The organism is Saccharopolyspora terrae, assembly GCF_004348435.1.
GTDB lineage: Bacteria > Actinomycetota > Actinomycetes > Mycobacteriales > Pseudonocardiaceae > Saccharopolyspora > Saccharopolyspora endophytica.
The window spans coordinates 13466-26082 of record NZ_SMKS01000039.1; the positions used below are offsets into that span (position 1 = coordinate 13466).

A 12617-nucleotide genomic window follows, 5' to 3' on the forward strand; every position below is an offset into this window, starting at 1 on the left:
CGGATCCCGTTCTCAACGGGTGTTCCGATCACGATTCTTGTGGAATTCCGCGTTCCGATTCCCGCGCGAATTCCTCGATCACTTCGTGCGGAGCTGGATCGCCCCCGCGACCCCGGAGTCCAGAGACCCCTCGCGCACCAGGTTCGGCGGAACCATGAACCACGGCTGCGGCCCGCCCTCCGGCCCCCAGACCGGGAGGTAGGACTGGTCGATCAGCGAGATCGCGAAGTCCGTCGACACCTCGTTCCCCCTGCCCAGCGCCGCGGTCCCCTGCCACGGCATCACCGCCGACCCGCCCAGCGGCACGAAGCGGAACCGGCCCTGCTCCGGCCGCAGCGACAAGCTCATCCGGACCCGGTCGTGCCGCCACATCGCGGCGTAGTCGAGCTCGGCGTCCACGTGCTTGTTGGCCAGGTACGTGATCGTCTCGTCCCAGGCCAGGGCCAGCAGCTCGCGGCGGGTCCCGCCCAGCTCCGGATCGTCCAGGTCGAACGGGTCGGCGTAGACCCGGCGGGAGAACTCCACCGGCTCGTCGCCGGCGTCCGGAACGTCGACCGCGTGCACGATCGAGCGGAACATCTCCGCGAACCGGGGCTGACCGGCGCAGCCCGGATCGCGCTCATCGACCTCGGCCAGCGCACCGCGCGGATCGACCCGCACGTCCAGCCCGGCCACGGCCGACTCGTAGCGGTCGCGGTGGTGGGCCAGCAGCTCGGCGCGCGCGGCGGCGTCGCCGCATCCGAACTCCGCCGCCGCCTCGTCGATGTTGCGCACCGACACCACCCGGTCCGCGCCGGTCAGCTCCAGCATCCGCCGGAACTCCCGCTGGTAGCCGCAGTACCGGCTGACGTCGCGCACCCGGAAGTGGCTCGGATCGGCCAGCGCGGTCACCCGGATCCCCGGTGGGTGCACCCGTCTGACCGCGGTGTCGAGCTGCAACAGACGGGCGAGCATCGCCACCTCGGCCAGATCCGGCAAGCCGCCGAGCGCCTTCAACCGCGACCCGTCCTGCTTCGTCGGCGGCCCCAGCAGCACCAGCTCGGCCGGTTCGCCCTCGGCGACCGCGCGCGAGAGATCGTGATCGGCCTGCTCCCACGGGTAGGCCGTGCGGGACGCGCCGAACAGCTTCGCCTGCATGACCTGCCAGATCGCCCGCGTCGTCCCCAACTCGATGGCCGCCACCCGGTCACCGAGCCGGGCACCGGTCTCCTCCGCCTTCCGGCACAGCTCCCGCACGATCTCCGCCTGCTCGTCCTCGGAGAGCTGGACGCCCTGCCGCCACAGCGTCGGCCGGGTGCGCATCTCCCCTAGCCGGAGCTGGGCGATCGAGGTGGCGTGCGACAACCCCGGTCTCGCCAGGTGGCCCCGGCCCAGCGGCGTCGGCTGCGGCAGCGTCTCGAATGTCGCGATGGCGTCCGGCTCGTCGACCCCGGTGAACCCCGGTGCCGCGACCGGCACCACCACGGCCTGCGGGAACGCCGATCTGAGCGCGTCGAGGTTGGCGGCCTTGTCGTCGAAGGCGGCCACCGGTTCCCAGCCGGTCATGCCGCGCAGCGCGGCGACCTTCTGCTCGCCGACGTCCGCGCCCTCGTCGCTGGTGCGCAGGTCGAGGTGGCCGAGACCGTGCCGGGCCAGCGCCTCCTCGGTGGCCGCCCGCATCCGGTGCCGGCGCCCGGTCACCAGCACCACCCGGCCGCCGGCCTGCTCGACGTCGCCGGCGAACTGCCGGACGCCGGGCGCGAGCTCGTCGGTCAGCAGGGCTTCCCGGTCCCAGGAGATCGCCCGCCGGAACTCCGCGTGCTCCGCGTCCTCCGGCAACCCGGCCGCGTCGCGGAACAGCCGCCACCCCGGCTCGTACAGGCCGGGCAGCACCGGCAGCCGACCGGTCACGCCGATCGCCGCCAGCGCCGCTCGCACCCGCTCCCGCGGGTGGAAGGCGCAGAAGTCCAGATCGAGGGCGACCAGCGGGCGCGGCGCCGCGGGATCCCTGCGATGTGCGGTCGAGCGGTCCTTGACCAGCCTCAACACCTGCTGGAGAAGCTCGTGCTGGGCGGAGGGGACGTGGTGCAGATGAGGGTTCCACGGGTGTTCGCCCGCGAGCACGGACAGCAGCCCCGCCGAGCAGAACCGCAGCTCGCGGGCGAGGACCCCGGCCACGCCCGGGCTGATCGCGGTCAACCTGCTGTGCAGCGCGGTGATCGTCTCGGCCACGCGGTCCGGGTCGGCGGGCTCCAGGCGGGGCACCACCACCCGGCCGCTCGGCAGGTGCACGCCGAGCTCGCCCACCGGGACCTTCCCGGCCGCCAGCAGTCCCCGGACCGTGATCACCACGGGCCGGACGACGCGCTCGATCAGCTCGTCCTCGGCGAGGTCCCACGGCTCCGCCAGCGGGATCGTTCCCCGAGGTGCGGTTCCGACCAGGCAGTACTTCGCGAGAAGGGAGTCGCGCGCGAGGTCCTCCAGCGCGCGTTCCGGCAGCGTGCCGGTTGCGTACACCGCGTCTCCTTAACGATTGCAGCGCTCATCAGGCCTTCCACGTGTGCGGATGGCGGCTGCGCGAGGAGGCGCGAAAGTTCGGTTCGACCGAAACCGACGACTACCGATCGGCGAACCCGCAGGTCACCGCGGGAAGATTCGGTTCTCCAACGGGTCCGCGAAGCGGTCCGGAGGACGAAGACGCGCAAGTCTGCGAGCGGTCATTCACCGTCGACGAACTGCACCGGAGCGAGCCCGTTCGGCTCGTCCATCCTCCGGAGCGCGGCGCGGGCGCGGCGGTGGAGCTCCCGACGCGAGATCCAGCCCGCCGCGTAGTGCCGGTACGCCTGGGCCACCAGCACCAGTTCGGCGAGGTGTTCGGCGTAGGGCTCGCGGAGTTCCGGCGGCAGCTGTCGCATCGACTCGAGGTGGTCGTCCACGATCTCGTTCAGCAGCCGCGCGCTGGCGAGCGCCCGGTCCCGGCGCGATCGCGGGGCCTGCTCACCCGGCGAGAACTCTGCGATCCTCATCGACAGCCCATCCGCTTAGCACCACTCGATGCACCAGTTCGCTCGTATGGTTTACCCCTTCAGGTCGAATCCTGTAACCAAAACCGACCAGAAAGGCACCGCAAACCGACCAGGATCGCCCTATCGGACGCATCAAGGTTGGACCGGAAGCGTCAGCGGATGCTTCCGTCCACACGAGACGTCAGCTGTACGGCGCCCACTGGGTGTCCAGATCGCCTTCCCGGATCGTGCGCAGCCGCCAGCTCAGCTGCTCGCGCACGCCCGGATTGGTGCGCAGGATCGGCAGCACCCCGGTGGTGATCTTGAGTTCGCGCAGCTCGCGCAGCACCGGGAAGCCCTCCCACGACGTGATGTCGAAGCCGTAGGCGTCGGCCAGCTCGCGGTGCCACTCGGCGGGATAGCCCATCCGCAGGCTCCCCACCGCGATCGGCGTCAGGTCCCACTCGGGCTGCCCGATGCACAGCGAGTCCAGATCGCACAGCAGCGGGCCGTCCGGACCACCGATCACGTTGCCCAGGTGGGCGTCCGCGTGGATGATCGCGCGCGGCAGCGGGAACTCCAGCCCGTCGAGCTGCTCCTCCAGGTAATCGCACCGCTGGTGGAGGAACGCGTGGTCCTCCGGGTCGATGTCCACCGCGTCGTTCAGCCGACGCCGGATGTCGGCCATCGGCTTCCAGGGCTTGAACGTCTCCTCGGCGAGCGGCTGGGAGTGCATCTGGCGCAGCAGATTCCCCAGATCGGCGCTGCCCGGCACCCGGCCCTCCTCGGGCACGAACTGCCACAGCGTCCCGCAGTGCGCACCCGAGTTGACCGGTTGCTCCACACCCGGGAGCAACCGCACCGCGGGCACCCCGTGCATCGCGAGCCAGTGCGCGGCCTCGACGGCGGTGCGCGCCCGGTGGGCGAACGACGAGGACAGCACGACGCGAACGATCACGGGTTCGTCCCTCAGCAGGAAAACCCCGTTGTTGATGCACCTGATCAGCCGAGCGCCACGCGGGTTCAGGCCGACAGTCTCGCAGATCTCGGTCAGCGCCAGTTCCAGTTCCGGGGGGACGCTTCGACCCTGTTGAACCTGGTATGTCTTCATGCTCATGTTCTCAACACCGACGTCGCCGGCCGGTCACCCGGAATCGGGGCGACCTCACGCCTGGCGGAACCGCCGGACTTCCTCGAAGAGGTCACGGGAATCCGAGTTGGCCCGGTTCTTGCCCGCTTCCAGCTCCAGTGGTTTGAGCCGGTCGGCGACCCGGGCGGACTTCACGCGCTCACCGAACTGCAGCGCACGACGCCCGACCTTCAGGCCCTCCTGAACGTCGCCGGCCCGGAAGTGGTTGGTTGCCTGCAGGCTCAACCCGAAAACGTGGGTTCGCTGCATGTCCGCGCCATAGGCCTCGTTGCACTTGATGGTCTCGGCGACCGCGATCGAGGCGTGCTTCTTGGGATCGAACACCGCCAGCGCGTCGTGCGCGGAGCCGATCATGCCGTGCAAGTCGTTCTCGGTGAAGAAGCGGACCCAGTCCGGAGCGTCGTCCACGTTGGCGCGGGCGAACTCGTCCTTGGTGCGGCCCACCATCTTCTGCACCTGGTCGGGCTTGTTGAGCATCCCGTAGGCCCACGCCTCATTCGCGCACAACACCGCGACGGTCAGCGAAGAACCCGATTCCTGGGCCGCGATCTGGCCCAGCTGGAACAGCTTCAGCGCCTCGTTGGGCTCCTGGTAGTGCAGGTAGACCCGGCCCATCCGGTACAGCACGCTGGCCACGAGGCTGTCGTCGTCGGCGCGCTTGGCGAACTCCAGGGCGCGGCCGAAGTGGCTGCGCGCCGGGTCCAGCAGGCCCACGTCGAACGAGGTCCAGCCGGCCAGGCTGTGCATGTCCGCCAGCGCCACGAACAGCTGCTTGCGGACGGGATCGCTGGAGGTGGAGTCCAGCAGCTGCTGGGCCCACGAAAGCTGGGCGACCACGGCGTCGCGGCAGGTGCCGCCGCCGTATCGGTAGTCGAGGTCACGCAGGGCCTTGGTGGCGGCCTGGATCTGCTGCACATCGGTCATGCCGATGCGCGCCGGAGCCGGAGTCTGGGCGTTGGCGGGCGCCCAAGCGCTGTCTTCGGTGCCGAACACCGCGGCGCCCATGGTCACCGCGGCTGCGTGGGACAGGAACTTCCGACGCTTCACCGATTCGTCCTCCTCAGCTTCCAGGGCGTTCGTCGCTTTCGCGACCCGCATCGCGGTCGCCCCGTCGTAGGCGAGGCCCATGTAGCCCCGCGGGATGCCGAGCCCGTCGGCTATTCGGGCCAGCACGTCATACGCCATGACCTGCCGACCCTTGAGGATCTCGGACACCTCGGACTGGGATTGGCCCGTCGAGGCGGCGATCTGCCGCTGCGAGACCCCGTGCCGGCGCAGTTGCCGGTAGACCTCGCTGACGTCTCGCCGGGCCAGCGCATCCCGCATCTCCCGCTCGTTCCAGACGTCGGGAGTAACGGGCGAGCCGCCAGATCCGATGATGTTCATTTGACCCCCTGACGCTCTCAAACGGGCGTTGCTCGCAGAGTAAGCGCACTGCGGCAACTCGGTGAAGCCCGTATCGGTAGAGGTGATCGGTTGCGGTGAAGTCCGCTTACCGCTCGTCGCGGCCTTCGGTCCGGTCGTCGCCTGTCCTCTAGGCGAAGCGACCGCCAGGCATCAATGTAGTCATCAGCAAGCAGCGAGCACAGACGGGATCTGGGGCACAGACGATGGACATTCGAGCGACGAACTCGCGGCAGGAGGGTGACGGAACCCCGCACGTTCCGGAACCCGCCGACCGCCGTCGCTGGTGGCACGTCGACTGCCGCGATGTCGCGAACGCGCATCGGAACCTGGCCGTGCTCGTCAACAGGGACAAGGTGGTGCTCGTCGGACCGCCCGGCCACGCCGCGGAACTCGAAAGCCGTGGTGCGGCTCAGTTGTCGATGGCGTTGCGGGATGCCGCAACGCAGGCGAGAAAGTGACGGTGGACGTCTCATGGACGAGATCCTGGGGCAGGTGTTGCGCAGCGCGGTGCGTGAGCGGCTCGATGTTCTTTCCGAGCTCGCCGACCGCGCGGACGCCTCCTCCCTGCTCTCCGTGGCGCGCTCCGAACTCCCGCGGCTGACCGCGGGATGGCGGGCGCTGCTCACCGCGCACGAAGCCGACGAGAAGGGCAACTGCCCAGAGTGCTCCGGACGTCGACGCCCAACGAAAGCACCGTGCTCGGTGTGGGAATCGGCCTACGAACACCTGATCGCAGGAGCCCTCGCACCCCGTCCCGCACGGCACCAGCGACCGGCGCACGCTTTGCAGCCGGCCACGCCGGTGCCGTAAGCCGGCGGACTCGGACCCGGACAGCAGCACCTCCTCCCCGACCCGGGACCGAGCAACCGCCAGGTGGCGGCCGATGAGCGCTTAGTCGCGAATCCCCGACCCCGGCCAACGCGAGTCGGCCGCCACCAAGCTCCACCGCTGTGACAACACAAGACTTCCGCGGGCCGGTGCTGACGCACTCCCCTCCCCCCGACCGGTACCGGTCCGCGGACTCCAACCACTCCGGATCACCGTTTCCCCGGACGGCCCGGAGCTGGAAAAGGCCCTGGACGCGATCTCCCCGACTCGCGCCCAGGGCCTTTCCTTATTTCGGGTTTCGGGTCGGTCGTCTCCCGGTGCCGGTCGTGTTCTGGTGTTCGGCGAGGTCTTGGGGTTCTGCTCACGGACACGACTCCGTGGTCGTTCTGCTCGGCGGTGCCAGAAGCGGAACCTGAGCGGCGCTGTGGACTCCGCACGCCACGACTTATGTATGCCCAATACACGGCGTCGAGGCGTGCTCGCCACAGCACCGCTCAGAACCCGCGGCGGCGCAAGTGCCTTAGGTGGGGTACTGAGAAACCGGCTTCGCCGGTTGCCTGACGTCCGCTCGTTCGTTCTTCTACTTCCGGCGAAGTCTTGCCCGTTCGGCGAAGTCCGGTTCCAGGCGTAGTCCCTCTCTGGGTGAAACTCCGCGTGGTGTGGGGACGTTCGGGGGTTCGATCAGCTGGGTGCGGTCTGCGGGGACCATGGCCCAGGGTTGGCGCGGGCCCAGGAGCGGTGAGTAGACCGGGACGAAACCCTGGTCCAGCAGCGAGATGGCGAAGTCGATCGCCACGTGGCCGCGCGGGTCCAGCACTCCGGTGCCCTGCCAGGGCAGCAGGCCCGAACCGCCGAGGTAGGTGAAGCCGAGGCATCCCTGCCGGACCGCGCTGAGCGTCAACCGCACCCGGTTCGGGAACATCCGCTCGTAGCCGAACTCCTCGTCGACCTGCATCGTCGCCATGTACCGGATGACCGTGTGCCACGCGCGGCGCAGCACCGCGCGTCGTCCCTGCCGGACCTCGGCGGAAGCGCTGGGATCGCTGACGTTGTAGATGTCGGCGTACAGGGCGGCCGACCACTCCAGCCGATCGGTGCCCGCCGGGACCGTCACCGGAACCGAGTACACCAGCGACATCAGGATTTCCCGGAACAGCCCGATCACGTGCGGCGCGAACTCCGCCTCCGCCATCGCCCAGTCGTGCACCGCTTCCAGGGTGCGCAGCGGGTTGTCGGTGATGTCGAAGTCGCGCAGCCGATCGCTGAGGAGCTTCCGGTAGTTCGCGATCCGGCGGGCGCGCTCGGCGGGCAGGCCCGGACCGAGCCGCTGCTCGGCGACCTCGTCGATGTCGGCCACCGTCGTCCGGTCCCCGATGCCGACGAGATCCACGTACTCGCGCAGCTTCCGCTGGTAGGCGTCGGCGATCGCGGCCGGCCTGCTCCGGAAGTGCCTGCCGTCGGTGAGGATGTTGAAGTGCAGCCCCGGCGGGTGCACGGCCGCGACCGCGCGCTGCATCTCCCGCAGCCGCGCCATCGCGCCCAGCTCCGCCAGGTCCGGCAGCGGACCGGACGCCTTGAGCCGGTTCAGGCACTGCTTGACCGGGAACCCCAGCAGCACCACGTCGATCGGCTCCCCCGCGCGCACCGGGGTTTCGGCGTCCCGCTTGAGGTCGGCGAGCCGGTAGTTGGCGCGCGAACCCTTGATGAACTGCTTGCGGGTCAGCACGTGGTGCAGCGCGGCGAGGACCCGCTCGACGTCGCCCGGGTGCTCGTCCAGGCCGAACTTCGCGATCGCGCCACGGCCGGTGCGCTGCGCGGCCCGGTCGGTGTCGGCGACGATCGAGTCCACGATGGACTGCGTCTCGCCCTCGGTGAGGTGCACCGCCCAGCGGCCGGCCAGCCGGTTCCGGCGCATCGCGCCGATCTGCAGCTCCTCCAGGGAATGCGTGTTGGACAGCTTCGGCCCGCCCGGAGCGCTGGGGCGCGTCTCGAAGGTGCCGATCACCGCGGCGTCGTCGGCGGCCGGGGCGTCCGGCCGCCGCTGCGCGGCCAGGCCCGGGATCTCGACGGCGACCGGCAGCGCGTCGCCGAACTCCGCGCGCACCGCCGTCCTGTTCTCCCCCTCGTCGTCGAAGACCGCGACGACGTCCAGCCCGCCGAGGGCGCGGATCCGCTCCGCCTTGACCTCGGCGATCGGCCGGGAGACGTCGCTCGGCACGACCAGCAGCGTCGCGTCCGGCACACCGGCGTCGGCCAGCAGCTCGGCGGTGATCCCGCGGAACCGCTCCTTGCGGGCGGTGCAGAACACCACCTGGCCCCCGGCGTCCTGGACGTCCCAGACGAAGCGGGCGAGACCGGCGTTGACGCTGTCGGTGCGCAGCCGCTCGCGCGGCCGGGATTGGAAGGCGCGCAGGAAATCACCGCGCAGCCCGTCCCAGTCCACCGCCGGGTAGCGCTCACCGAGCCCCGAGGAGCGCACGAAGTTCTCCCAGCTGCCGGGCAGGTGCGTCGGCAGAACCGGAAGCGTGGCCGGACCGGCCAGTTCGAGGATGCCGCCGGGCGCTCCCGGACGGGGACCGGAGATGGCGCGGGCCGCGTCGGTGATCCGCTGCAGCGGGATCAGCCCGCACAGGTCGACGTCGATGACCACGGCGGGACGCGGGGCGTCCGGGTTCCACCGGCGCTCGCGGGTGCCCTGCTGGACGCGGTCGAGCACCGACTTGAGCACGCTGTCCTGGCTCTCCGGCACGGTGTGCGCGTAGCTCTGCAGCGGCTGCTCACCGGAGAGCAGCTCGGCGGTGTGCGGCGCGAGGTAGCGCAGCTCCTCGCCGATGACCCGCCGCACCGCGTCGCGCACTTCGCGGCCGCGGTCACCGGCGCGCAGCGAGGCGAAGCCCTCGCCCAGCCGTTCCAGCGTGCTGACCAGCGCCCGGACCCCGGTGGTGACCTCCGCGCGGCTCGGCTCCGCGGTGATCCGCTCGTGGTCGGTGACCACGATCCGGCCGGTGGCCTGCAGCTCCGGCGAGAGCTCGACGGCGAAACCCGTCTCGTCCAGCGCGAAGAGGCCGAGGCCGTGGGTGTCCAGCGCCAGCCGGAACACCCGCAGCAGCGGCCGCACGAAGTGCTCCAGGAAGTGGTCGAGCTCGTCCTCGCGGCGCGCGAACCGGTTGTCCAGCACGACGCGCAGCAGCTTCGGGGTGCCGTCGGAGTCCGGGTGCAGCAGCGCGTCGAGGTCGGCGGCGATCGTGCCGCCCGGGTGCCCGGGGTGCGCGGGGGCCGGGTCGATGACCCGCAGCAGCGCGGTCGTCCCGGTGCCGGTGTCGACCACCGCGCCCGGCACCGGCTGGGTCGCGCAGTGCATCCGCAGTTCCGGGTCGCCGGCGACGACCGAGGCGAACCGCTCCCAGCCGCGCAGCGCGCGCAACGCCTGGTCGCGGGAGTCGATGGCCTGCACGCGCACGGCGCGCTCCCGTCGGCCGACGGTCACCCCGGCTTCGGGGAACGGCACCTTCGGCCCGGCCCCGGGACCGCGCAGCGAGGCGAGCACCCGGTGCGCCAGTTCGCGGTCGGTGCCGCAGACCAGGTCGACGCGCTCGGCCGGAACCTCGGTGACCCGCGGTGGTGCGCTGCGCTCCGGGCTCAGCGAGCCGGTGAGCCGGTTCAGCCAGGCCGCGTCGAAAACCCTCCTGGTCCGCCGTAATCGGACCAGCGCGCGGTACAGATCGGCCCAGGTCGCCTCCGCGCCCAGCGGGATCCCGGTGCCGACACCGGCCAGCAGCAGATCGCCGTCGGGGGCCTGCTCGACCCAGAGCCCGTAGCCCCCGGCGGTGAGCAGGTCGTTCGCCTCGGCGACGGTGAGCAGGCGCCAAGGTCCCGGGGCGGGAATACCGTCCACCGGCCAGTCGTCCTGCGCGGAGTCCTCCAGCAACGGCAGGTCCGTCTCGGCCTGTCGAGCCGTCACCGCTTCCCGGGCCGTCACGGGGCTGAGCGGACGGTCTCGGCACTCCGGCGGGGGACCCCGGGTGCGGCGAGCAGACGTGGGGCAGCCGTGCAGTAACCCACAATGACCTTTCTGTCACGGAGAATGACGACTCTCGTCACACTAGATAGCGACCCTCCGCGTTGACAACATGACTCAATGCATACCGGTTTCCTGTAACGCTCACGGATCACCAGGCCGAATGGGGTTTTCACCCGCATGGGATGTAACACTTGGCCTAGGTCAAGTGACGCCTAACGAATTCACCCTTTCGCCTCACGGCGTCGGCGGCATGTCCGATACGCACGGATGTCGGCCCACCAGCAGACTGGTCGGCACAACTCCAAAAACACAGGGAGTCGCATTGCCTGCAGAAATAGCACCGCTGCGGCGCAAGCCCGTGCAGCAGCGGAGTGCCCAACGAGTGGAGAAGATGCTCGCCGCCACGGCCGGCCTCATCGACGAGGTGGGCTACGACGGATTAACAACCACCCTCATCGCGGAACGGGCGGGCGTCGCGGTCGGATCGCTGTACCAGTTCTTCCCGGACAAGCGCGCCGTCGTGCAGGAGCTGACGCTGCGCAACCTGGACCGCTTCGTGCGGACGGTGTCCAGCCGCTTCGAGCAGCTGGAGCTCGCGCACTGGTGGGATGCCGTGGACGCGGTCTTCGACACCTACCTGACCATGCACCGCGAGGTCCTGGGGTTCAGCCGCTTGCACTTCGGGGACGTGGTCGACCTGCGGCTGCTCGACCCGAGCAAGGACAACAACGCGGTCATCGCGGAGAAGCTGACCGGGCTGATCGCCGAGGAGTTCCAGCTCGACCCGGCCGACCTCGCCCTGCCGCTGACCGTGGCCGTCGAAGCCGCGGACGCCGTGCTGCACCTGGCGTTCCGGCGCGATCCCCACGGCGACCAGGCCATGCTGGCCGAGGCCAAGGACCTCGTCCGCGGATACCTGTCCAACCGGATCACACAAGGAGAGCGGATGAGCTCGACCGTGGTCGAGCGGACGATCATGCCGAGTTACCCGAACGACCTGCCCTCCCCCCGATAAGTCGGCACCTCCTCGACGGCCCAGACCCCGCCGTCGATCAGGTGGTACCGGTTGAACCGCTCCGCGAGCTCCCCCGCCTTCGCGTGCCGGAACCAGACCCGGTCCCCGATGCGCAGGCCGCGCGCCGGCGCACCGGTCACCGGTGTCTGCACCTCACCGGCACCCTCAGGCCCGAGAAGATCCAAACCGTTCGGCCAGTGCGGTGCCGGGACGCGGTCCGCCCCGGGCGGTCCCGAAGCGATGTAGCCGCCGCCGAACAACGTCGCGATGCGCCCTGCCGGTCGGTGCACGACGGGCAGGGCGTAGAGCACGGCCGGCCGCGGCTGGAAGGCGCGGTAGGCGTCGAACAAGGTCGGGCCGATCAGCCCGGAACCCGCCGCGACCTCGGTGATGATCCCGTCCTCCACCGCGGTCCGCTCCAGGCTGCCGGTGCCGCCGCCGTTGACGAACTCCAGATCCGCGACCTCGCGGACCTCGCGCACCACCGCCGCGCGCCGCTGCGCCAGCTCGGCGGCGGAGCGGCGCTGGATGCCGCGCAGCAGCGCCCCGCGCAGCGGCCTGCCGGGAGGGGCGTCACCGAGCCCTGCGATCTGGCCCTCGTAGGCCATCAGCCCGACCAGCTGGAATCCCGCGCGCCGCTGGGCGGCTTCGGCGAACCGCCGCACCTGCGCCGGGGTGTGCAGCGGAGATCGGCGAGTGCCGATGTGCACCCCGGGCACCGGCCGCCACGAGGCGTCGACCTCGACGCACAGCCGGATGTCCGGCCGGTCGCTCCCGACCGCGGCGTCGATGAGGTCCAGGTGATCGGTCGAGTCGACCATGACGCTGATCGCCGCCGCGGCGGACGGGTTCGCGGCGAGCTCCCTCAGCGCGGAGCGGTCCGCGGTCGGGTAGGCGACCAGGATGTCGTCGCTGAGGCCTTCGCCGTGCAGCCACAGGGCTTCGGCCAGGGAGTAGCACATCAGGCCCGAGTAACCGTCGATCCGCAGCGCGCGGGCGATGAGTTCCCGGCACCGGACGGATTTCGTGGCGATCCGGATCGGCACGCCTGCCGCGCGGCGCACCATGTCCTGGGCGTTGTGGTCGAAGGCTGCCAAGTCCACCGCTACGAACGGGGCCTCGATTTCGCTGGTGATCTCGTCGATCCGGCGCACGCCGCCAACCGTATGCCGATGGGCCTTGTTATGTGAATCGGTTTCACATAACTTCAGC

9 protein-coding genes are annotated in these 12617 nt (G+C 70.5%); 3 read left to right on the forward strand and 6 right to left on the reverse strand.

Features of this window, described 5'->3' with window-relative positions; genetic code table 11:
- Positions 1-78: 78 nt before the first annotated feature.
- From E1181_RS20385 to E1181_RS20400, 4 genes are all read right to left on the reverse strand, one after another.
- A complete protein-coding gene (locus E1181_RS20385) occupies positions 79-2496 on the reverse strand; it encodes an L-tyrosine/L-tryptophan isonitrile synthase family protein (RefSeq protein ID WP_132677154.1) in 2418 nt (805 codons plus the stop codon).
- Between the two features lie 200 nt (positions 2497-2696).
- The gene (locus E1181_RS20390) at positions 2697-3005 is read right to left on the reverse strand and encodes a hypothetical protein (RefSeq protein WP_132677156.1); all 309 of its coding nucleotides are present in this window, start codon (positions 3003-3005) and stop codon (positions 2697-2699) included.
- A gap of 181 nt (positions 3006-3186) precedes the next feature.
- The gene (locus tag E1181_RS20395) at positions 3187-4101 is read right to left on the reverse strand and encodes a phosphotransferase family protein (RefSeq protein WP_328590901.1); all 915 of its coding nucleotides are present in this window, start codon (positions 4099-4101) and stop codon (positions 3187-3189) included.
- 48 nt (positions 4102-4149) lie between these two features.
- Positions 4150-5520 (reverse strand): helix-turn-helix domain-containing protein, encoded by a 1371-nt coding sequence (locus E1181_RS20400; protein WP_132677158.1) that lies wholly within the window; start codon positions 5518-5520, stop codon positions 4150-4152.
- Positions 5521-5744: 224 nt separating this feature from the next.
- On the opposite strand from E1181_RS20400, the gene E1181_RS20405 reads away from it, so the two are divergent.
- Both E1181_RS20405 and E1181_RS20410 read left to right on the forward strand, forming a co-directional pair.
- A complete protein-coding gene (locus tag E1181_RS20405; protein ID WP_132677160.1) occupies positions 5745-5999 on the forward strand; it encodes a hypothetical protein in 255 nt (84 codons plus the stop codon).
- Between the two features lie 13 nt (positions 6000-6012).
- Positions 6013-6351, forward strand: coding sequence for a hypothetical protein (locus tag E1181_RS20410; protein ID WP_132677162.1), 339 nt, complete (start codon positions 6013-6015; stop codon positions 6349-6351).
- A 598-nt stretch (positions 6352-6949) separates the two neighbouring features.
- Here E1181_RS20410 and E1181_RS20415 read toward each other — a convergent pair.
- Positions 6950-10348, reverse strand: coding sequence for an L-tyrosine/L-tryptophan isonitrile synthase family protein (locus E1181_RS20415; RefSeq protein WP_235876908.1), 3399 nt, complete (start codon positions 10346-10348; stop codon positions 6950-6952).
- A 364-nt stretch (positions 10349-10712) separates the two neighbouring features.
- Between E1181_RS20415 and E1181_RS20420 the strand changes: the two genes are divergently transcribed.
- Positions 10713-11405, forward strand: coding sequence for a TetR/AcrR family transcriptional regulator (locus tag E1181_RS20420; protein ID WP_408010276.1), 693 nt, complete (start codon positions 10713-10715; stop codon positions 11403-11405).
- Here E1181_RS20420 and E1181_RS20425 read toward each other — a convergent pair.
- Positions 11375-12559, reverse strand: a complete 1185-nt coding sequence (locus E1181_RS20425) for an amino acid deaminase/aldolase (protein ID WP_235876909.1) — start codon at positions 12557-12559, stop codon at positions 11375-11377. The two genes, E1181_RS20420 and E1181_RS20425, sit on opposite strands and share 31 nt — an antisense overlap.
- Between the last annotated feature and the right edge of the window lie 58 nt (positions 12560-12617).

Bases quoted from the DNA above. Each gene is read 5' to 3' on its own strand.
- E1181_RS20390 (WP_132677156.1), bottom strand. From the start codon at position 3,005: ATGAGGATCGCAGAGTTCTCGCCGGGTGAGCAGGCCCCGCGATCGCGC.
- E1181_RS20395 (WP_328590901.1), bottom strand. From the start codon at position 4,101: ATGAGCATGAAGACATACCAGGTTCAACAGGGTCGAAGCGTCCCCCCG.
- E1181_RS20400 (WP_132677158.1), bottom strand. From the start codon at position 5,520: ATGAACATCATCGGATCTGGCGGCTCGCCCGTTACTCCCGACGTCTGG.
- E1181_RS20405 (WP_132677160.1), top strand. From the start codon at position 5,745: ATGGACATTCGAGCGACGAACTCGCGGCAGGAGGGTGACGGAACCCCG.
- E1181_RS20410 (WP_132677162.1), top strand. From the start codon at position 6,013: ATGGACGAGATCCTGGGGCAGGTGTTGCGCAGCGCGGTGCGTGAGCGG.